Genomic DNA, 19,766 nt, shown 5'->3' with positions numbered 1-19,766 from the left:
CATGTAGCAAATTACCTGCTTGATTAAGATCATGCTCATTGGCTGCTGTCGTGGTGAAGCTATGAGTGATGCCCGTACGAGCATCAACACCGATATGAGCTTTCATCCCAAAATGCCACTCATTTCCTTTCTTAGTCTGGTGCATTTCAGGATCACGCTCACTTGTTTTGTTTTTGGTAGATGTGGGGGCTTCAATAATGGTTGCATCAACCAATGTACCTTCTTTTAATAAGATCCCAGCATCTGACAGCCACAGGTTTACTTCATTGAACAGCTTGCGAGACAACCCCTTGCGTTCCAGAAGGTGACGGAAGTTCATGATGGTTGTATGGTCAGGAATTTTTTTGTCCAGGGATAAACCAGCAAATAGGCGCATTGAAGCAATTTCATATAACGCATCTTCCATTGCTGGATCACTCAGGCTGTACCAGTTCTGCATGCAGTGAATACGCAGCATTGTAGATAGAGGGTATGGGCGACGACCATTCCCTGCCTTGGGGTAATGCGGTTTAATGATCCCCTCCAGACGCTTCCAGGGGATGAGTTTATCCATACGCCCAAGAAAGATCTCTTTACGGGTTTTTCTGCGTTTCTGACTGAACTCGCTATCGGCAAAAGTGAGCTGATGATCCATGACTTATCTCGGAGAAGATTGTTCCGCAGATTGTCTCAAGAGGTGGGGCTTATTCGCAACTTCCTTAGGTATTGGAGATCTGAAACGCTGGTGCGCGCTGATCGCTTTATCCGGAGAGAAGCAAAAACCAGATGAGCTGACCCGTCACATACTCATGCGAGCCAGAATGTGCGAACTGTTAGCTGAAAACAACACTAACATGACAAAGCAAGGTGGATTCATGCTCGGGATCTTCGCCGGGCTTGATGCTCTGCTGGATACTCCCAGAGACCAGATCTTAAATCAAGTTATGCTCAGCGAAGAGATCAAGAGAGCAATCCTTTATGGCGAAGGTATCTATGGTGAACTATTGACGACAGTCGACAATCTCATGATGTGTAAATGGAATGAGCTCAGCCCACGTTACTCCGAAAGAGTTCTCAATGAGGCCTATCAGAGCAGCATTATCTGGGTTCGTGAGACCTTACTAAGGATGGCATAGCAGTGCCTTCAATTGTTCACCTTTGGCAATCAACAGATAATGTATCCTTAGCCCACCTTTACGAAGAGGAAAGGCTCAAGCGGTCGGCAGACAAACGACTGATAAAAAAAAATTATCAGATAGGTAAGCGATTATTCATTAGACAGCTTACAGCCTTAACGCCACAATAATCTGAACATTGATAATAGCTAAGAATCTATCGGGAGTACGACACATACCATGAGCACAATGATGCCGCTGGACCAATTTCAGCAACTACGTCACGTTGACGAGATCGTTGAGAAAGCTGCAGACAGCTGGTGGGTTTACCGTCGTACCATCGGATATAACGGCGCTCTGAGCTCAACCGCACGGGTGGTTTTCTTCGGCCGTACGAAGGCGCAGGTTGAACAGTGGATGGCTGCTCAGTAGTCACAGGTTTACTAACTGATTTCTGAGCATCTGCAGATAATCAGTTACCTGGCTGGCCAGCGATCCTGGACAGCCACCCCTACCCCAGCCATTCGGGCACTTTTCCGAACGCTTTCTTTACTGTTATGCGCTCACTTACTCTCTGTAAGGTCTAAGCTGTTAGCTTACAGAACATATTAAAGTCACCTGCAAGCGCTTCACAAAGCGCCATTGGCAGGTATCCCTTTCCGGCTTAGTTTTCCGCAGGAAACTAAAGCGTCAGGAAACGTTACACGATCGCCGCCAAGCGGCCCGCAAACTAAGGCTTAACTGATGAAAAAAGAGATGACTCCTTTTGAGATCCGCCAGCAGATTCGCAGCGGTGAGTTTACCAGCAATACATCCGGCTATGGTCAGGGGTTCGTTCAGGGTAACCTGGCGATTATGCCAAAAGAGTGGGCCAACGACTTTCTGATGTTCTGCCAGAAGAACCCCAAGCCCTGTCCGATAGTGGGCATGTCCAGCCTGCCTGGTGAGTTTATGCTGCCGGATCTGGGCCAGGATATCGATATCCGCACCGATGTACCCAAATACCGTATCTATGAAAACGGCATACTGACTAAAGAAGTTACCGACCTGAAACCCTACTGGCGTGATGATCTGGTGACCTTCGTGCTGGGCTGTTCTTTCTCCTTTGAAGAAGCCTTGATTGCCGATGGCCTGGAAGTGCGCAACATCACCGAAGGGGTTAACGTGCCGATGTATCGCACCAATATCGAATGTAAAAGCGCCGGGCGTTTCAGCGGTACCACCGTTGTCAGTATGCGGCCCATGAAAGCCGCCGATGCGATCCGTGCTGTACAGATCTGTACCCGTTTCCCCTCGGTACATGGGGCACCACTGCACCTGGGCGACCCGTCCCAGATCGGTATTCGTGATATCAACACCCCCGACTTCGGCGATGCCGTTACCATTAAAGAGGGCGAACTGCCGGTATTCTGGGCTTGCGGGGTAACGCCTCAGGTAGCGATTGAACAGGCTAAGCCTGAGTTCTGCATCACTCACAGCCCCGGCTACATGCTTATTACTGATCTGCTTAACAGCCACCTGGCTGTGCTATAACTGGCCGAACTATAACTGGCCGAGCTATAACAGGAGGACCGAATATGTCTTTACGTCTTAACTGTGACCTGGGTGAAAGCTTTGGTTCCTGGAAGATGGGCCTCGATGAAGCGGTGATGCCGCACATCGACCAGGCCAACATCGCCTGTGGGTTTCACGCTGGCGACCCGCTGGTATTGCAAAACACGCTGACACTGGCGAAAGCCAATAACGTCACCATCGGTGCGCACCCCGGCTATCCTGATCTGGTCGGGTTTGGCCGTCGCAGCATCAAGGCGTCTGCCGCTGAACTTAAAGCGATGGTGCATTATCAGATTGCCGCGATTGATGGCATGGCACATACCCAGGGGCTGACGCTGACTTACGTCAAACCCCATGGCGCAATGTACAACGACATGATGGCTGATGCAGCGGTCCGCGCGACTATCATGCAGGCGGTTTCTGAATATCACCGGCCTCTGGTACTGATGCTGCAAAGCACACCGCAAGCTGAACAACACCAGCAGGAAGCGGATAGTATTGGCCTGGAGCTCTGGTTTGAGATCTTTGCTGACCGTTGCTATGACGATGATGGCAAGTTGCTCGCCCGGACTAAACCCGGCGCAGTGCACAACAAAGAGAAGATGCTGGCACAGGTTAAACAACTGAAAGAACAGGGCACCGTCACCACTGTCAGTGGTGAAATCCTGACGCTTCGCGCCGATACCCTGTGTGTCCACGGCGATAACATGGACGGCGTTAACGCCATCCAGGAGATTCGCGGGTTGATCAGCCAATGAATACAACGGCGAATCATTTCCGTATCGAAGTCGCAGGCGAAAATGCGCTGATTATCTATTTCGGAGAAAAAACCGATCCCCGGGTGTCTGCCCAGGTACAGCAGGCCGTTACCATTCTCGAAACCGAGCTGAGCGGCAAACTGATCGATATGGTGCCCTCCTATGCGTCACTACTGGTGATCTATAACCAGCTGGCTACCGACCACCTGGCCGTTCGAAGCTGTATTCGCAAAGTACTGGGGCAATTAGAAGACTGTGACAGCAGCGAAGGCAACTTAGTCATTCTGCCAGCCTATTACAGCACCGAATCCGGCCCCGATCTGGAAGCGCTGGCACAGCGCGCAGATCTGAGTATTGAAGAGGTGATCAAAATACACAGCGAGATGGAATACCGGGTTTACGCCATCGGCTTTGCTCCCGGCTTTGCCTATCTGGGCGAAGTGGATGAGCGTATCGCTGCGCCCCGGCTATCGACCCCGAGAACTAAAGTGCCCCGTGGCGCTATCGCGATTGCCGACCGTCAGACCGCGGTTTATCCGGCGGTATCACCCGGCGGCTGGAACCTGATCGGCCTCTGCCCAACACGAATGTTCGATCCTAAGGCTACCCCGACCATGCCGGTGCAGGTGGGAGACCGGATCCGCTTTAATCCGATCAGCCAGGCAGAGTTCTTCGCCCAGGGCGGCGAACTGGGAGAGATCAGATGAGCGGCTTTAAAGTAGTACAACCCGGTCTGCTGACACTGATTCAGGATGCGGGCCGTTTTGGTCATCACCGCATCGGCCTGACCACTGGCGGCCCACTGGACTCACTGGCGTTCAAATGGGCGAATCGCTTAGTAGATAACCCGATGAACACGACCGCTCTGGAGATCAGTTTCGGAGGCCTGGTACTGGCAGCAGAAACGGATGCTCAGATCGTGCTGGCCGGTGCTGAGATGCCACTGAAAATTAACGGGGTTGAGCAGGAACGCTGGCATGCTCATAAGATTAAAGCGGGCGATAAGATCGAAGTCGGCTTTTCAGCCCGGGGCGCCCGGGCTTATCTCGCGGTTAGCGGAGGTTTTCAGGTCGAGCATAGTTTTTCCAGTAGCGCCACCGTCACCCGCGAAGGGATTGGTGGCTTCAGCGGCGAAAAACTGCAACAAGGTGACTTTCTCCAATGTAACCCACCGGTAAAACATAAGGGCTATCGTTTGCCTGAGTCAGATCGGCCGGACTATCGTGACAATATCAGTCTGCGGGTTATCACCGGTTATCAACAGCACGCGTTCAGTGAATACCAGAAACGCCTGTTTTTCAGCAGTGAATACAAGGTCACCGACCGCGCAGACCGCATGGGTTACCGACTGGCAGGCCCCGAGGTCAAACCGGCGGTAGACGGTATCTTATCGGAAGGTATCTGCCACGGTGCGATTCAGATTCCGGCAGATGGCCAGCCAATCGTACTGCTGAATGATCGTCAAACCATTGGTGGTTATCCTAAGATCGGTTCGATGATTGCGATGGACACAGCGCGTATGGCGCAGATGCTACCCGGTTCGCGCATATCATTTGATGAGATCACCATTGATGATGCCCATAACCTGCACTGCCTGGCACATATACGTTTTAACAATACTGAACCAGAACCGGTTGAATAACTCAGCACGAACACAGCTAACCATCAGCGCCGGTACTGTAGCAATCCGGCTAACGAACAGAAGCGAAAAAGAGAGAACTCTCGATGTCACAGAATCAGATTAATGAAGTCGTACTGAGCAAGCAGGTAGAAGACCTGTTAGTGTCCCGCAACCTGCGCGGCATGAAAACTGTCCAGCCTGCTCTATCTACCGGTTACTATCTGCGGGCAGCACGCACCCTGTATAAGTGCCGAGGACATGTGTTGATCGGCACCGGTTTCCCGGTAGTAGATACCTTTGAAACAGACGGGCCTTTGGGTGCTATCGCCCTCTATGATGCTCTGGAAAAGCTGGGAGCCACCCCGGTCATCGTCTGTGGCCCACCGGTTTCTCAGGCACTGATGGACAAATACCGGGTCCATGAGATCCGTGTTGGCGAACACCAGGAACGCACCCTTGAAGCGTTCAAGGCACTGTACAACTACAACCCTGATGCGGTGCTGTCGATTGAACGTCCTGGTCAGGCAGAGGATGGTGGTTACTACAATATGCGCGGTGAAAGCATCAGCGCACGGACGGCCTGTTTCGATACCTTCGTTAACAATGCTAAATGTCCGACCATCGGTATCGGCGATGGTGGCAACGAGATCGGTATGGGTAATATCACCGAAGCAATTAAAGGGCTGGATATCACCCCGGCAGCGACCCGTGTTGATGAACTGCTGATCGCCGACGTATCCAACTGGGGTGCTTACGGTCTGATCACCTTCTTCAGCCTGTGGAGCGGCCGCGACCTGCTGGGTGAGATCGATCCATTAGCGATTATTGAATACCTGTCCAAGCTGGGCAGCGTTGACGGTGTCACCCGTATCAACCAGTTGACCGAAGATGGCCTGCCGCTGTCCGAGGGCGATAGCGTTATCGCCGGACTACGGGCACTGATCGGTTATAACGACTGAGTTTAAACTGTTTAAAAAAACCGCCGCTGGCGGTTTTTTTTGCACATTCTGAGGCCATGATCACAGCTCTAGCCTCACTGCAATCACAGCACAGAATGCAGGAACAGCGTCCAGCCGCGATAGACCACTGGATATTTCAAGCCTGAATCTATCTTCCCCCTAACACCCCTTTCAGCTGTAACTGATATTCAGAGATGTCACCAATATTTTTAGCAACCCACTCTTCATCATAGTAACTGTCCAGATAACGCTCGCCGCCATCACAGATCAGGGTAACCAGCGAACCTTGTTCTCCCCGCTGATGCATCTCCACCGCCAGCGTCAGCATGCCCCAGAGATTCGTCCCGGTTGACGCCCCGGCCCGGCGGCCGGTTTGCTGTTCCAGCCAGCGCATCGCCGCCACTGATGCGGCATCCGGCACCTTTATCATCCGATCGATCACCGTCGGTTGAAACGATTCCTCCGCCCGGGGACGACCAATCCCTTCGATACGACTCCCCTGTTTAATCTCTATATTTGGGTCGCAGGTCTTCCACACATCATAGAAAACCGAATTTTCCGGATCGACCGCCAGCAACGTCGTACTGAAACCCTTATAGCGAATATAGCGCCCCAGGGTTGCCGTGGTGCCACCGGTGCCGGCGCTCATCACAATGGCCGCAGGCACCGGGTGCGACTCCAGCTTCATCTGCCGGAAGATACTCTCGGCAATGTTGCTATTGCCGCGCCAGTCGGTCGCCCGCTCAGCATAGCGAAACTGATCCATAAAGTGGCCATTACACGCCTCGGCCAACGCCTGTGCAGCATCATGCATCTGTGTCGGGCAATCAACAAAGTGACAATGCCCTCCGTAAAACTCAACCTGCTTAATCTTAGCCGCTGCGGTTTTTCGGGGCATCACCGCAATAAAGGGAACACCGATCATCCGGGCAAAATAGGCCTCCGACACCGCGGTACTGCCAGAGGATGCCTCTATCACGGTAGTATCCTCATGAATCTGCCCATTACACAACGCATAAAGAAACAGGGAGCGGGCCAGACGGTGCTTCAGACTACCGGTGGGATGACTGCTCTCATCTTTCAGATACAGATCAATTCCCGCCAGCGCGGGAATCTCCAGTTTAATCAGATGGGTATCCGCTGAACGCTGCGCATCCGCCTTAATCCGTGCTACCGCCTGCTCGGTCCAAACGCTCATAACTACCACTCCTGAAATCATTGAATCAACAGACGCAGTATAGGACGGAACCCGGAGATATTTTTTGCTTTATGCTGGCTAAAACCGCCACTTTGTAGAATACTTTTATCCATATAAACATTTATAAAGATTATTTTTCTATGGATTCGATTGATAAGACCATTCTCACTCTTCTGCAGCAGGATGTTACCCTGCCCGTTTCCGATATAGCGGAACAGGTTAACCTGTCAACCACCCCCTGCTGGAAGCGGATCAAACGACTGGAAGAGCGCGGCGTGATTAAGTCCCGGGTTGCCCTATTGGATGCCGCAAAAGTCGGCGCGGGTGTTTCTGTCTTTGTGCATATTAAAACCCAGCAGCATGAACAGCGCTGGCTAACACGCTTTGCCGAATCCATTGCCGGTTTTGATGAAGTGATGGAGTGTTACCGGATGGCGGGTGAGTGGGACTATCTGCTGCGGGTGGCCACCAAAGATATTGAATCCTTTGACCGGTTCTATAAAAAACTGATCAGCGAAGTCGAGGGGTTAACCGATGTCACCTCCAGTTTTGCGATGGAGGAGATAAAGTTCTCGACCCGCCTGCCACTGACAAACTGCTGACGGGGTAAGCGCCTGGGTTATTCCAGGCATCGCGCCGCTTCTATGCTTCAAAGTAGACCGATGCTTCTATATAGTGACACCATTATCTGCCGAGCTCTGACTTCATGCGCCTGAGAAACCTGAACACTTTTGTCAAAGTCGCCCGCCTGGGAAGCTTTCATGCCGCCGCGCAACAACTGCATGCAACACAACCGGCCATCTCCGCGCGCATTCACGCCTTAGAAGAGGAACTGGGCGCACAGCTGTTTATCCGTGATAAAAGCGGCACCCGACTCTCCTCCCGCGGGGTTCAACTGCTGCCCTACGCTGAGAAATTACTCGCGATCAGTCAGGAGATGAAGCAGCAGATCACCGATCAGAACCCCCAGAAAGGCACCCTCAGAATCGGCATTACCGACACTCTGGCACACCTTTATCTGGCACCGCTATTGCAGAACTGGCAGCAGCAACACCCGCTGATGTCATTTGAACTGATCAGTGATGTCACCCCGACACTGACCCGGCAGCTGCAGGAGCATGAACTTGATCTTGCACTGATGGTGGCAGGCCATAGTGATCTGCCGGAGCTGGTGACGGAACCCCTGTGCAGCTACCCTCAATACTGGGTCGCAACCCCTGAGCGGCTGGCCGATAACCCGGTTAGCAGTATCGAAGAACTGATTCGCTCCCCCATTCTCAGCTTTCCCCGCGATACCCGCCCCTGGGACTATCTGCAGCACCTGTTCCGGCCACTGGAGGAAACTCCGGTATTTCATACCTGCAGCTCGGTGGCTAACCTGCTGACACTGACACTGGAAGGTGCAGGCATGGCACTACTGCCGGAGCCGGTCATTCGCACGCACCTGCAACAGGGTCGGCTGACGCAATTCAGTCCGGGCCCGAAGCCACCGGAGCTGGCATTCTGTGCCTGCTGGAGGCTCGATGATGACCGGATTCTTCCACAGCTTCTGGCTAAAAGCGGCCGGGAAGTTATTGTCAGCACAACCAGCAAACAGCGCTAAAGCGTTGGCTCTATCAGATCAACAACAGGGTTTATACCTAAATAATATAAATATGTAACAATAAATTCTGCCATACCAGCCTATACAGATTTTTTTTCTTATCTTTCTGCAGCTATTGCAACTTTTCCACTTTTCTTAGAGACTGAGACCAACCCAAAAAGTCAGACAACCACAGAGAACCGCTAGCTATCAGCCAAAAGCACAGCACAGTTCTCTGTATAATCACGTGACCCGGAAGCTGCCCCAGATCGATTCAGGATCAGATTTTTTACAGCAATTCAGTGTCAAATTATTCCGGACCCTTGCACTACGACTATACTGCCTTTGATATATTTTCTGTGGCACCTGTAAGGCAAAGTCCCTAACACGTTTTAAGGAAGGTTAATATGAGCATTGCTTATCTGAATGGCGAATACCTGCCACTAGAAGAAGCCCGCATCTCTCCACTGGATCGGGGTTTCCTGTTCGGTGACGGTATCTACGAAGTTATCCCATACTACAACGGTAAATCTGTTGGTCTGATGCCTCATATCAACCGTATGATCAATGGTCTGGCTGCAATCGAGATCAAAAACAGCCACACGGCAGAAGAGTGGAAAACCCTACTGGACGACCTGATCGCTAAAAACAGTGATCTGGGCGAAAACCTGGGTGTTTATGTGCACGTTTCCCGTGGTACTGACGTTAAGCGTTACCACGCTTACCCGGAAGGTGTAGAGCCAACAATTTTCTGCTTTGCGTTTGGCATCAAAGACCCTGAGCCGGTTGATCGCACTCAGGTACACCAGTACAGCATGATCTCCACTGAAGATCTGCGCTGGAAGCGTTGCCACATCAAATCAACCGCACTGCTGGGCAACGTTATCCACTTCCAGGAAGGTTACTCTGCCGGTAACGACGAAGCGCTGTTGTACAACGCTAAAGGCGAACTGACTGAAGGTAGCTCCTGCAACGCATTCATCGTCAAAGATGGCGTGATTATCACTCCGATTCAGGACAACCAGATCCTGCCGGGTATTACCCGCCGTATTATCATCGACAGCATCAAGGCAGACGGTTCACTGAAACTGGAAGAACGCACCGTCACCATGGATGACGTGCGTAACGCCGATGAACTGTGGATCACCTCCTCTTCTAAAGAGATCGCTCCGGTAACTAAACTGGATGGCAAGCCTGTAGGCAACGGCGAAGTTGGCGAAGTCTGGGAAAAAGCGTTCCAGATTTACACCGCATCTAAGTTTGATTTCTGATTGATAGCAGACTGAATACTTAAAACGCACCGGCCGGTGCGTTTTTTTTTGCTTGATGCTAAGCAGTTTGCTTCGTTATCAACCGTTCAACGGCCGCGTCTGCATTTGCCAGGCGCTGTGCCCCGCTCCCCTCGACTATTTCAAAAGGACGACCTAAGCGCTGAATCTCCTGCAGATGTCGCTGATAGAGTTGCTCCCGATCATCCGGGTTTTGCCGCAAAGGATCGGGCTCCCATGGCAGATCGGGCTTACATAGCAGATACACATGGGATGATTCCTGAGCGATTCCGGCGCTGATCACCTCTGGGCAGCAACCAAACACCACCTCTGCCCAGATCTTATAATTGATCAGATCGGTATCAAAAATGCCCAGGGCGACCTCACAACTGACTTCTGTCTGTTGATACTGCTGGTGCAGTTTACTCAACCGGGTTAGCTGTGCAAGGTCATAGTCAGGGCCATAATGCTCCAGATAATAGCGCGCATACTCCAGCGCATAGGGTAGTTTAAGTGTCCTGCCAAGATGCTCTGTCAGCGTGCTTTTGCCAGACGATTCGGCGCCCGTAATGACAATCCGCACTAGCGCTTTCCTGCAGCAATAGATTGCAGCCTCTGTGCTTTATGCCACTGAATCCAGCCGTAGATTCCCAACCCGAGAAAAATCGCGTACTGAAACGAGTAGATAGGGGCTTCTTTAATCCAGTAGATATAGATGCCGAGCACGTTAACGATGCACCAGCCCACCCAGTTCTCCATCCGTTTACGGGCCTGCAGAAACTGCGCAAAAAAGCTTAATACCGTGGTCACTGAATCCAGCCATAACAGTGAAGGCTCCGGTATCCAGCTAATCTTTTCAGCCAGTAGAGAGATACCCAGTCCCCACCCGAGGATACAGAGTGCAGCGGCGGCAATCAGAAACAGTTGCTGTTTCTGCGACAACCATTGCGGCACAAACGGTCCCTGTTCCACTGCTGAACCCCGTTTGATCCACACCATCCAGCAGTACAACTGAATAGGAATATAGCAAAGATAGAGAATACCATCAGAGACCAGCTGCCACTCGGTAATCGCCAACCAGGCGGAAATCGATGCCCAGAGGATACCCAGCGGCCAGCCAAGAATATTTTGCCGGGCAATCAGAATCACGCCGAGAATGGCGCTGGTTGTTGCAATAATCTCCAGGGGGGTACTGCCGAATAGTTGCAGCCACTCAATAGTAGCCAGAATATTATTTTCCATATCGGTGTTTCTTATCTCTCGTAGGACAGAAGGTGGCTATGTTAAAAACGGAGCACACTATAGCGCAGGAAGGCGATCAGTAGGACCGTTTGCTTTAATCATTACAGCAAAACGCCTGCACAGTGCAGGCGTTTTGTGTTACTGATGACCTTTTACCCCAGCGCGGGATAATCGGTGTAGCCTTCAGCCCCTAACGCGTGGAACAATTCAAAACGCGGAGGATTCAGTTCGGCGTCCAGTTGCAGTCGTGTTGGCAGATCCGGGTTGGCGATAAATGGAATACCAAACGCGACGGCATCCGCTTTACCTTCTGCGAGCCACTGATTCGCCTGCGCTTTGGTGAACTGCTCATTAGCGACCACCGGGCCATCAAACAGCTGTTTTAAGTACGGCGTCAAACTGTCTTCGCCCACTAGTTCGCGGGTTGAGATAAACGCGATACCCCGTTTACCCAACTCAGTGGCGACATAGCCGAAGGTCTCCCGGGGATTAGAATCACCCATATCGTGGGCATCCATTCGCGGAGAGAGATGCACAGCAACCCGGTCTTTACCCCAGACATCGATACAGGCATCGGTGACTTCCAGCATTAGCCGGGCACGGTTTTCCAGCGAACCACCACATTCATCATCCCGCAGATTGGTCTTATCCTGCAGAAACTGATCCAGCAGATAACCATTAGCGCCATGCACATGCACACCGTCAAAACCAGCCGCTTTGGCATTTTCAGCGCCCTGACGATAAGCTTCAACGACCGATTTAATCTCGCTCAGCGTTAATGCACGGGGTTGTTCATAATCTTTCTTCGGACGCAGCAGGCTTACATGACCCGCCGGACGCACAGCACTGGGAGCAACCGGCCGCTCGCCATCCAGATAAAGCGGATCAGAGATACGTCCGACATGCCATAACTGCAGGTAAATCAGGCCACCCGCCTGATGCACTGCGCTAGTAATCAGCTTCCATCCTTCCACCTGCTCATCCGACCAGATCCCCGGCGTATTGGGATAACCGACACCCATAGGGGTGACGGAGGTCGCTTCCGAAAGAATCAGGCCCGCACTGCTGCGCTGCTGATAATACTCTGCCATCAATGCGTTTGGCACCCGTCCTTCATCGGCACGACAACGGGTTAAGGGCGACATCACGACACGATTTTTAAGTGTCAGATCACCCAGAGTCAGTGGATCAAATAAGGTTGTCATCGGAAATCTATCTCCTACAAAAGCTGTTCGATAAAGATGGGGCTGCGGTAGCTTAAAGTTGTTCATTCAGACGCGCCAGAAACGCCTGAACCACCGCTTCGTTGCGGGTAAAAAAACTCCATTGCCCTACTTTTTTACTACTGATAAAGCCGGCCCGTTGCAGTGTCGCCAGGTGAGCTGATACGGTGGACTGCGACAGACCGGTTTTCTGATCAATCATACCGGCACACACCCCCAGATTCAGTGAATGCTGCTGATCAGCAAAAAAGATGTCTGGTTGTTTCAACCAGTTGAGAATATCCCGGCGCACCGGGTGTGACAGAGCTTTGATCATCTCATCAAGTTCAGCAGTGCTCATCTGATTCCTTGTTACTGTTTTATGATTAACATAATTAGCGACTATATTTATTAATCGCGATAAAACGAAATATATATCGTAAATTTTCGATATACAACCTTCTTGTTACTGAAGATCATCTGACAGTGTCAATTTCCAGGTGATCACCACAAAGACAAGCACCACAATAAAATCGTCCCAATACTACAGATTTGGTTTATCTATTAATGGGTTAAACAACTACAATGGTCTGTATAAAAAAACCTTCTAGTGCTTCAGTACCCTCGAAAAAATAAAATCCAGGATTTACCCTGAGGGTTGTATAGCGGAGACATAGCTTGAAAAAAAAGCCTGTTAGCCTGACAGAAGAGACGCTGCAGGACTTTCTAAATACGATGCCAGCTGTACTCTATGAGTATGTCCTCTTTACAGAAGAGTACAGTGAACTCCTGTATATGAGCCCCACCTCACTGGATATTTTAGGCCACCCTCCCGAGTATTTTACAGCAGACATCCAGCGCTTATGGGCGATAGTGCATCCAGACGATATTGATCAGCTCAGAGCTGAAGACCTGAAATCAAGGAACGGCAAAGACGTTTTTGTTTCACAGGTTCGGGTGATTTTGCCCTCCGGTCAATTAAAATGGGTTCTGATTAACTCCAGACCGACCCTGCGAAAAAAGCACGGAGCGACAATCTGGTGCGGTTATATTACCGATATCAGTGCGCAGAAAAGCGCAGAGCAGGAGGTTGCATTACGGACAGCGCAACTGCTAGAAAGCGAGACCAAACTCAAGCACCTCAATGAGGCTCTGGAGAAGTTAGCTGTGCAGGACGGTATGACCGGCATTGCTAACCGACGCGCCTTCGACAGCCGACTTGAGGATGAATGGAGCCGGTGCCAGCGGGAGAAACACCCCCTCTCACTGATTATGATCGATGTTGATTTCTTTAAGCAATACAATGATCACTACGGCCATTTAGCGGGAGATGACTGTCTTAAAATGATAGCGAAAGCATTATCATGCATAGCAAAACGCGAATCTGATTTTTGCGCCCGCTTCGGCGGCGAAGAGTTTGTACTGCTTCTACCCAATACAACACTGCCAGCAGCTCAGCAAATGGCAGAGGATTGTCGGGAGAAAATATACCAATTGAGTATCGCTCATGAGTCATCGGAAGCCTGCCATGTCATCTCCATCAGTGCCGGCGTCAGCTCAACCCTGGCAAGCCGTGATGAGACCCCACTATCACTGATCGAAACCGCCGACCAGGCGCTTTATCAGGCAAAGATGAATGGCCGGAACCGGGTGGAGATAAGCCATTTTCTTCAGCAATCACCTGAATCATCGCTCTGACAGCGATCATTAGCATTATCTTTCATGGAGGAACATATGAACCCCAAAGAGATCGGCCTGGCTTACAACGGCATCACCCATCTGTGGCAAAGCGATAAGTTCAACCGCACCAATGGTATTGCCCAACATGAGCGGGCGATCGCCTTCACCCAACAGCAGAGAACCGCTTTAGATGTCGGGTGCGGCTGCACCGGAAGGTTCATTGATCTGTTGCTGGAAAAAGGCTTCGCTACTGAAGGGGTGGATATCTCAGATGAGATGATTCGGCTGGCACAACAACGCCATCCGCAGATCCGCTTTCACCATCAGGATATCTGTGAATGGCCGCTGCCACAGCGATATGATTTTATCACCGCCTGGGATAGCATCTGGCACGTTCCCCTTGAGCAGCAGAAAGCCCTGCTGAGCAAACTGTTTAATGGCCTTAACCCCGGCGGCGTATGCATCTTTTCCTGCGGTGGTACCGATGCAGCAGATGAGCATACCGATAACTTTATGGGGCCTGAAGTCTATTACTCCACCTTAGGCATCCAGGGCTTTCTGAACGTAATTGCCGCATCAGGCTGTATCTGCCGACACTTTGAGTTTGACCAACACCCCGAGCTGCACGCTTATTTTATTGTCCAGAAACCTGGAAAGGCTCAAAATGACTGAAAAAGTGCCATATACGCCCTGATTTAGTGCAACTTTAAAGTTTTTTTCGAAAAAAAAACAACTCGCCATACAATAGGTTGAAATACATTTTTCAATAGCGCATTTTATACTTCAATTTTTACATCAAACGATTATTACAGGTAAATAATTCATGAGCACGATTCACTTTGTCGGTGGCGAAAAAGGTGGTGTAGGCAAATCGGTACTGTCGCGCCTGCTATCACAATACTTTCTCGACAACGGAATGCCCTACATCGGTCTGGATGCAGACCAGTCACACCCAACGCTGAGTCGTTACTACCTGGATTACACCCGACCTATCAATCTGGATCATTTTGAAAGCATCGACCAGATCATGGAGCTGGCGTTAGAGGAAGATTGCAACATCCTGATCGACCTGCCCGCCCAAAGCGAGCGTTTCCTCGACCGCTGGATTGAGGAAAACGGCGTGATCGAAATGTGTGAAGAGACCGGTATTGATCTGGCCTATTGGTATGCCGTCGACAGTGGTCCCGATTCAGTTAATCTGCTGAGCAACTTTCTTGATAAATACAATGAACAATTCACCATTCTGGTCGCTAAGAATCAGGGCCGTGGCAGTGATTTCTCTAATATCGAAGCGCTACCGCAGCTAAAGGAAACAGACCGGGAAAGTATGCCGGTCTATCAGTTCTATATTCCCGCCCTGCACACCCCAACCATGCAGAAAATTGAAAAGCTTGGACTGAGTTTTTGGGCAGCGGCAAACCTGAAAGACAGCGAAGTTGAGCACCTGGGCATTATGGAAAGACAGCGGAGTAAAGTCTGGGTGAACAAGGTACATCAAACGGTAGGCATTCTGTTCAGTTACCTATAACCCTCTTCTGCCGGGCCAGCATAGCTCTATTTCTGGCCCGGTTTCTCCCGCGTTAACCTTCCAGCCTATTTTTCAGCCGCAAATAGATAACCGATCTGCTAAACTCGCGCCTATTAAAACGTTAAGGCACAGGTCATGAGTTTCGCATCATTTGGTTTACACCCCGCTCTGCTGCAAGCCATCGAAGAAAAAGGCTACCACCAGCCCACCCCGATTCAACGGGAAGCGATTCCGGCTATTTTAAACCATCAGGATGTGATGGCGGGGGCGCAGACCGGCACCGGGAAAACCGCCGCGTTTGCCCTGCCCATTCTTCACACTTTAGGTGAAATGAACGCTCCTGCCCCGGTGGTTAAAGCGCTGATTCTCACGCCGACCCGGGAACTTGCACAACAAGTGGGACAAAGCTTCAGGCACTATGGCCAGTATCTCGCTCTGCACACCGTAATAGCCTATGGTGGGGTCAGCATTAACCCTCAGCTGGATGCCATCGAACAGGGCGTTGATATACTGGTGGCGACGCCGGGACGGTTGATTGACCTGCTTTCCCGTGAGGCGATCGACCTGAGTCAGTTGGCGTTCTTCGTACTGGATGAAGCCGACCGGATGCTGGATATGGGTTTCATTGATGATATCAAACGGATTCTGCGCTCAGTACCGGATAGCCGCCAGACGCTGCTGTTTTCCGCTACCTTTGACGATGCGATATTCAAACTCAGCCAACAACTGCTGAACAATCCGTTACTGATCGAAGTTGATGAGCGAAATGCGGCTGCCAGTCAGGTCAAACAGATCGCCTACGAGGTGGATAAACAGCGTAAACGTGAGATCACCTCCTACCTTATCGGCGCCAATAACTGGCAACAGGTACTGGTTTTTACCCGGACGAAACAAGGCGCTGATGACCTTGCCAAAGAGATGTGTAAGGACGGTTTAAAAACCGAAGCGATACATGGGGACAAATCTCAGGGTGCCCGTGAAAGAGCGCTCGAAGGCTTTAAAAACGGCACAATCAGGGTTCTGGTTGCCACCGATGTTGCATCCCGGGGTCTGGATATTCAGCAACTTAAATATGTGATCAACTATGAACTGCCGCATAACGCTGAAGATTATATTCACCGTATTGGCCGTACTGGCCGGGCGGGTGAAACCGGTTTGGCCATCACCCTGCTGAGCGCCGATGAGAAGTGGTTGCTTGATGAAGTTCATAAAATTCTCGACACCCCACTGATGCAGCAGTGGCTACCCGGATATGAACCGAATCTGGATCAGGATTTCTCCCAGACGAAGAAGAAAGGTAATAGCCGGGGTGGTCAGAATCGCAATGGCCGCGGCAAACCTTCAGGGCGCTCACGGCGTCGATAAGGAGTATAACGTTGCAAGATATTTTAGATGAGATCGTCGCCACGGTCGGCGCGAGTGAAGACCGGGGTAAGGTGGCAGATTATATTCCGCAACTAGCTTGTGTCGATCCCAACCAGTTCGCAATTACCGTGGCGCTGGCGGACGGACGGGTGTTCAGTGCGGGTCACAGTGAGCGGCTGTTCTCGATACAGAGTATATCCAAAGTATTTACCCTGACGATTGCACTGGGCAAACTCGGTGATGCGGTATGGTCGCGGGTTGGCCGTGAACCCTCAGGCGATCCGTTTAACTCCATCGTCCAGCTGGAACATGAACAGGGCAAACCGAGAAACCCCTTCATCAATGCCGGTGCAATTGCTATCGCCGATGCCATCCTGATGGGCCACCAGCCGAAAGAGACACTGGCTGAAATTCTACAGTTTGTACGCTTCATCGCCGATGATGACAGCATCAGTATCGATGATAAAGTGGCACAGTCAGAACTCATTACCGGTGACCGGAACGCCTCTCTGGCTCACTTTATGGCGTCATTTGGACGGATGCAAAACCCGGTTGATTGCGTATTAGGGACCTATTTTCACCACTGTTCTATCGCCATGAACAGCCAACAGCTGGCCAAATCAGGACTTTTTCTGGTCGACGATGGCCGCAATCCTGTGACCGGAAAACGGGTAGTTTCGGCACTGCGTGCCCGACGGATTAACTCGCTGATGCTGATGTGTGGCCACTATGACGGTTCTGGAGAATTCGCCTTCAGGGTCGGCCTGCCGGGTAAAAGTGGTGTCGGCGGTGGAATTCTGGCCATCGCACCGGGTAAGGCGTCAATCGCGGTATGGTCACCTGGTCTCGATGAAGTGGGCAACAGCAAGCTGGGCACCGAAGCACTGGAAAAGCTGGTACAGCATACCGGCTGGTCTATTTTTGGCTGATGAGTTAACCGATTACATAAGGATTTTAGTGTGGAAAACCAAGGGTCAGTAGCCATCGCATTGTGCAACCCCAAAAGCCCCTCCAATGTGGGGGCCGTGATGCGTGCAGCCGGGTGCTATGGCGCATCGGCAATCTACTACAGCGGCACTCGCTTTGAGCGCGCGGCTAAGTATCATATGGACACCCGCGACATCAATAAACAGATCCCATTAACCGCGGTCGAGTCATTTGCTGAACTGGTGGGTAAGCATGGAAAACTGATCTGTGTCGAACTGGCGGAAGGCGCGATTCCCCTGCCCGAGTTCAGCCACCCGGAAGATGCCCTGTACATTTTTGGCCCGGAAGATGGCTCGATTGATCAGTCGATAGTTGATCTGGCGGATGCGGTTGTTTACGTGCCTACGGTCGGCTGTATGAATCTGGCCGCTACCGTGAATGTATTACTCTACGACCGGATGGCTAAGCAGAACCGTCAGATAGATCATGGGGAGTTAATTAAACAGAGCCGGGATGTGAACAACCGACTGGTGTTTAAAAACTAAACTTTATTGGCTCGGGGTTACCGGGTTACTCTCCAGCAACGCTGGCCTCAACCCGGTTACGGCCATTATGCTTAGCCTTATACAAGGCCCTGTCGGCACGTTCGATCAGATCGTTGCGGGTTTCATCGGCTGCCAGTTCAGCCACACCGAATGACAGGGTTACGTTGCCATAAACCTCATCTGAGTTTGCCCTTTTCAAACGACTTTTTGAGATGCTAAGCCTCAGCTGATCAGCAACAATAAGGCCATTTTTAAGCGGCGTGTGCGGCAGAATAATGGCGAACTCTTCACCACCAAAACGACAAACAAAGTCTCTGCCTTTAATCGAATTCTTCAACTGTTTGGCCACAAACTGCAGCACTTTATCGCCCACCAGATGACCATAATCATCGTTAAACTGTTTAAAAGAGTCGATATCACACAACAGCAGGCTGAGAGGCTCATTGTGCTCCACCGACTTATCGATCAGACTCGCCAAAGCCAGATCAAAAGCACGACGGTTGGAGACCCCGGTCAGAGGGTCAACATGGGACTCCTCGCGAACCTCATCGATCGCTTTATGTATCTCACGTACCTCTTTCAGCACTTCGGCAAGCTGACAACCCAACTTCTGTTGAGATACGGCAACCTGCCGGGTATCTTTAATCGCATCCCTGACCGCAACCAGCGTCAGTTCAGAATCGGCATCACTACACACTAGGTCAGCCAGCGAGTTTAGTCTGTCAGAATATCCCAACAAATCACCACTGGCTGATCCGCATTCGTTTACCACACCAGAAACAATTCCCTGAAGTTCTGCGCGTATCAGTTCCAGGGCTTCCTCATCCTGAACATAAAACCTGCGATACAGCGCCCATAAATCCTCATTCATATCATCACTATCAGAGGATAATATCGTCTTGAATTCGGTATTCAGAGAGCGGCTTCTGCCATCAATCAGATCATACGCAAGACGATAATTGATTGGTGAGCTTGGCAGACGATGTTCACCCAGGATAGACAGCGCCAGCCTGAGATTAGCGGCGGCCTTTTCATAGGTGTCATCGGAATAGGGATTAGGTTTATTTTTACCCATGTGCTATATACTTCTTTTGCTGGTTACAGCTAGGACTATACGACAAAACACGTCAATATCAGATAACTTAAGGCACGTTTTCCTGTTTTTTTTGACCACATCAGGCGATACGACTCACGTTACGAACAGTACACGCTGAAAAAAACGGTGTATATAACTTATTATCAG

Annotated in this window: 23 protein-coding genes; 16 read left to right on the top strand and 7 right to left on the bottom strand. The window is 50.9% G+C overall.

Going from position 1 to position 19,766, the window contains the following annotated elements:
• Positions 1-634, bottom strand: a 634-nt coding sequence (locus Q0499_RS05560; RefSeq protein WP_299197058.1) for an IS5 family transposase, incomplete at its 3' end; no start/stop codon positions are given.
• Here Q0499_RS05560 and Q0499_RS05555 point away from each other — a divergent pair.
• The 7 genes from Q0499_RS05555 (at position 633) to Q0499_RS05525 (ending at position 5,986) form a co-directional block, all read left to right on the top strand.
• Positions 633-1,115: a hypothetical protein gene (locus Q0499_RS05555; RefSeq protein WP_299197057.1), complete on the top strand. Its 483-nt coding sequence runs from the start codon at positions 633-635 to the stop codon at positions 1,113-1,115. The two genes, Q0499_RS05560 and Q0499_RS05555, sit on opposite strands and share 2 nt — an antisense overlap.
• A 219-nt stretch (positions 1,116-1,334) precedes the next feature.
• On the top strand, positions 1,335-1,526 hold the full coding sequence (locus Q0499_RS05550; protein ID WP_299197056.1) for a hypothetical protein: 192 nt from the start codon (positions 1,335-1,337) through the stop codon (positions 1,524-1,526).
• Positions 1,527-1,838: 312 nt separating this feature from the next.
• Entirely contained in the window at positions 1,839-2,627 is a 789-nt protein-coding gene (locus Q0499_RS05545; protein WP_299197055.1) for a putative hydro-lyase, read from the top strand.
• Between the two features lie 44 nt (positions 2,628-2,671).
• Positions 2,672-3,406, top strand: coding sequence for a 5-oxoprolinase subunit PxpA (locus tag Q0499_RS05540; RefSeq protein WP_299197054.1), 735 nt, complete (start codon positions 2,672-2,674; stop codon positions 3,404-3,406).
• A complete protein-coding gene (pxpB, locus tag Q0499_RS05535) occupies positions 3,403-4,113 on the top strand; it encodes a 5-oxoprolinase subunit PxpB (protein ID WP_299197052.1) in 711 nt (236 codons plus the stop codon). Before Q0499_RS05540 ends, pxpB begins: the two co-directional genes overlap by 4 nt.
• Positions 4,110-5,048, top strand: coding sequence for a biotin-dependent carboxyltransferase family protein (locus Q0499_RS05530; protein WP_299197051.1), 939 nt, complete (start codon positions 4,110-4,112; stop codon positions 5,046-5,048). The genes pxpB and Q0499_RS05530 overlap by 4 nt, the downstream gene beginning before the upstream one ends.
• An 83-nt stretch (positions 5,049-5,131) precedes the next feature.
• On the top strand, positions 5,132-5,986 hold the full coding sequence (locus Q0499_RS05525; protein WP_299197050.1) for a glutamate cyclase domain-containing protein: 855 nt from the start codon (positions 5,132-5,134) through the stop codon (positions 5,984-5,986).
• Positions 5,987-6,134: 148 nt separating this feature from the next.
• On the opposite strand, the gene Q0499_RS05520 is transcribed toward Q0499_RS05525, so the two are convergent.
• Positions 6,135-7,184, bottom strand: a complete 1,050-nt coding sequence (locus tag Q0499_RS05520; protein WP_299197049.1) for a PLP-dependent cysteine synthase family protein — start codon at positions 7,182-7,184, stop codon at positions 6,135-6,137.
• Positions 7,185-7,324: 140 nt separating this feature from the next.
• Here Q0499_RS05520 and Q0499_RS05515 point away from each other — a divergent pair, with 140 nt between their 5' ends.
• From Q0499_RS05515 to Q0499_RS05505, 3 genes are all read left to right on the top strand, one after another.
• The gene (locus tag Q0499_RS05515; protein WP_299197048.1) at positions 7,325-7,786 is read left to right on the top strand and encodes an Lrp/AsnC family transcriptional regulator; all 462 of its coding nucleotides are present in this window, start codon (positions 7,325-7,327) and stop codon (positions 7,784-7,786) included.
• A gap of 104 nt (positions 7,787-7,890) precedes the next feature.
• Complete coding sequence (locus Q0499_RS05510; protein WP_299197047.1) at positions 7,891-8,787, top strand: LysR family transcriptional regulator; 897 nt, start codon at positions 7,891-7,893, stop codon at positions 8,785-8,787.
• Positions 8,788-9,173: 386 nt separating this feature from the next.
• Entirely contained in the window at positions 9,174-10,037 is an 864-nt protein-coding gene (locus tag Q0499_RS05505; protein ID WP_299197046.1) for an aminotransferase class IV, read from the top strand.
• A 58-nt stretch (positions 10,038-10,095) separates the two neighbouring features.
• Here Q0499_RS05505 and Q0499_RS05500 read toward each other — a convergent pair whose 3' ends face one another.
• The 4 genes from Q0499_RS05500 to Q0499_RS05485 all read right to left on the bottom strand — a co-directional run bounded on the left by Q0499_RS05500 (position 10,096) and on the right by Q0499_RS05485 (position 12,839).
• A complete protein-coding gene (locus Q0499_RS05500; RefSeq protein WP_299197045.1) occupies positions 10,096-10,617 on the bottom strand; it encodes an ATP-binding protein in 522 nt (173 codons plus the stop codon).
• On the bottom strand, positions 10,617-11,276 hold the full coding sequence (pnuC, locus tag Q0499_RS05495) for a nicotinamide riboside transporter PnuC (protein WP_299197043.1): 660 nt from the start codon (positions 11,274-11,276) through the stop codon (positions 10,617-10,619). The genes Q0499_RS05500 and pnuC overlap by 1 nt, the downstream gene beginning before the upstream one ends.
• Before the next feature lie 152 nt (positions 11,277-11,428).
• Positions 11,429-12,481, bottom strand: a complete 1,053-nt coding sequence (locus Q0499_RS05490; protein WP_299197042.1) for an alkene reductase — start codon at positions 12,479-12,481, stop codon at positions 11,429-11,431.
• Positions 12,482-12,533: 52 nt separating this feature from the next.
• Positions 12,534-12,839: a helix-turn-helix transcriptional regulator gene (locus tag Q0499_RS05485; RefSeq protein WP_299197041.1), complete on the bottom strand. Its 306-nt coding sequence runs from the start codon at positions 12,837-12,839 to the stop codon at positions 12,534-12,536.
• A gap of 317 nt (positions 12,840-13,156) precedes the next feature.
• Between Q0499_RS05485 and Q0499_RS05480 the strand changes: the two genes are divergently transcribed.
• The 6 genes from Q0499_RS05480 (at position 13,157) to Q0499_RS05455 (ending at position 18,523) form a co-directional block, all read left to right on the top strand.
• The gene (locus Q0499_RS05480) at positions 13,157-14,176 is read left to right on the top strand and encodes a sensor domain-containing diguanylate cyclase (protein WP_299197040.1); all 1,020 of its coding nucleotides are present in this window, start codon (positions 13,157-13,159) and stop codon (positions 14,174-14,176) included.
• Between the two features lie 36 nt (positions 14,177-14,212).
• Positions 14,213-14,830 (top strand): class I SAM-dependent methyltransferase, encoded by a 618-nt coding sequence (locus Q0499_RS05475; protein WP_299197039.1) that lies wholly within the window; start codon positions 14,213-14,215, stop codon positions 14,828-14,830.
• 151 nt (positions 14,831-14,981) lie between these two features.
• The gene (locus Q0499_RS05470; RefSeq protein ID WP_299197038.1) at positions 14,982-15,686 is read left to right on the top strand and encodes a mobilization protein MobD; all 705 of its coding nucleotides are present in this window, start codon (positions 14,982-14,984) and stop codon (positions 15,684-15,686) included.
• A gap of 135 nt (positions 15,687-15,821) precedes the next feature.
• On the top strand, positions 15,822-17,051 hold the full coding sequence (locus Q0499_RS05465; RefSeq protein WP_299197037.1) for a DEAD/DEAH box helicase: 1,230 nt from the start codon (positions 15,822-15,824) through the stop codon (positions 17,049-17,051).
• 11 nt (positions 17,052-17,062) lie between these two features.
• The gene (locus Q0499_RS05460; protein WP_299197035.1) at positions 17,063-17,980 is read left to right on the top strand and encodes a glutaminase; all 918 of its coding nucleotides are present in this window, start codon (positions 17,063-17,065) and stop codon (positions 17,978-17,980) included.
• Between the two features lie 30 nt (positions 17,981-18,010).
• Complete coding sequence (locus Q0499_RS05455) at positions 18,011-18,523, top strand: RNA methyltransferase (RefSeq protein WP_299197033.1); 513 nt, start codon at positions 18,011-18,013, stop codon at positions 18,521-18,523.
• 25 nt (positions 18,524-18,548) lie between these two features.
• Here Q0499_RS05455 and Q0499_RS05450 read toward each other — a convergent pair whose 3' ends face one another.
• The gene (locus tag Q0499_RS05450) at positions 18,549-19,598 is read right to left on the bottom strand and encodes a GGDEF domain-containing protein (protein ID WP_299197031.1); all 1,050 of its coding nucleotides are present in this window, start codon (positions 19,596-19,598) and stop codon (positions 18,549-18,551) included.
• Between the last annotated feature and the right edge of the window lie 168 nt (positions 19,599-19,766).

Source organism: uncultured Amphritea sp. (genome assembly GCF_937127095.1).
Taxonomy (GTDB): Bacteria; Pseudomonadota; Gammaproteobacteria; order Pseudomonadales; family Balneatricaceae; genus Amphritea.
Note: the sequence above shows the minus strand (reverse complement) of the source record. Positions and strands in the feature narration are given on the sequence as shown.

What these genes read in the sequence shown, in the direction of transcription:
- pxpB (WP_299197052.1), top strand. Translation starts at nt 3,403, where the DNA reads ATGAATACAACGGCGAATCATTTCCGTATCGAAGTCGCAGGCGAAAAT.
- Q0499_RS05545 (WP_299197055.1), top strand. Translation starts at nt 1,839, where the DNA reads ATGAAAAAAGAGATGACTCCTTTTGAGATCCGCCAGCAGATTCGCAGC.
- Q0499_RS05530 (WP_299197051.1), top strand. Translation starts at nt 4,110, where the DNA reads ATGAGCGGCTTTAAAGTAGTACAACCCGGTCTGCTGACACTGATTCAG.
- Q0499_RS05515 (WP_299197048.1), top strand. Translation starts at nt 7,325, where the DNA reads ATGGATTCGATTGATAAGACCATTCTCACTCTTCTGCAGCAGGATGTT.
- Q0499_RS05525 (WP_299197050.1), top strand. Translation starts at nt 5,132, where the DNA reads ATGTCACAGAATCAGATTAATGAAGTCGTACTGAGCAAGCAGGTAGAA.
- Q0499_RS05520 (WP_299197049.1), bottom strand. Translation starts at nt 7,184, where the DNA reads ATGAGCGTTTGGACCGAGCAGGCGGTAGCACGGATTAAGGCGGATGCG.
- Q0499_RS05540 (WP_299197054.1), top strand. Translation starts at nt 2,672, where the DNA reads ATGTCTTTACGTCTTAACTGTGACCTGGGTGAAAGCTTTGGTTCCTGG.
- Q0499_RS05465 (WP_299197037.1), top strand. Translation starts at nt 15,822, where the DNA reads ATGAGTTTCGCATCATTTGGTTTACACCCCGCTCTGCTGCAAGCCATC.
- Q0499_RS05475 (WP_299197039.1), top strand. Translation starts at nt 14,213, where the DNA reads ATGAACCCCAAAGAGATCGGCCTGGCTTACAACGGCATCACCCATCTG.
- Q0499_RS05450 (WP_299197031.1), bottom strand. Translation starts at nt 19,598, where the DNA reads ATGGGTAAAAATAAACCTAATCCCTATTCCGATGACACCTATGAAAAG.
- Q0499_RS05490 (WP_299197042.1), bottom strand. Translation starts at nt 12,481, where the DNA reads ATGACAACCTTATTTGATCCACTGACTCTGGGTGATCTGACACTTAAA.
- Q0499_RS05505 (WP_299197046.1), top strand. Translation starts at nt 9,174, where the DNA reads ATGAGCATTGCTTATCTGAATGGCGAATACCTGCCACTAGAAGAAGCC.
- Q0499_RS05485 (WP_299197041.1), bottom strand. Translation starts at nt 12,839, where the DNA reads ATGAGCACTGCTGAACTTGATGAGATGATCAAAGCTCTGTCACACCCG.
- Q0499_RS05555 (WP_299197057.1), top strand. Translation starts at nt 633, where the DNA reads ATGACTTATCTCGGAGAAGATTGTTCCGCAGATTGTCTCAAGAGGTGG.
- Q0499_RS05510 (WP_299197047.1), top strand. Translation starts at nt 7,891, where the DNA reads ATGCGCCTGAGAAACCTGAACACTTTTGTCAAAGTCGCCCGCCTGGGA.
- Q0499_RS05470 (WP_299197038.1), top strand. Translation starts at nt 14,982, where the DNA reads ATGAGCACGATTCACTTTGTCGGTGGCGAAAAAGGTGGTGTAGGCAAA.
- pnuC (WP_299197043.1), bottom strand. Translation starts at nt 11,276, where the DNA reads ATGGAAAATAATATTCTGGCTACTATTGAGTGGCTGCAACTATTCGGC.
- Q0499_RS05550 (WP_299197056.1), top strand. Translation starts at nt 1,335, where the DNA reads ATGAGCACAATGATGCCGCTGGACCAATTTCAGCAACTACGTCACGTT.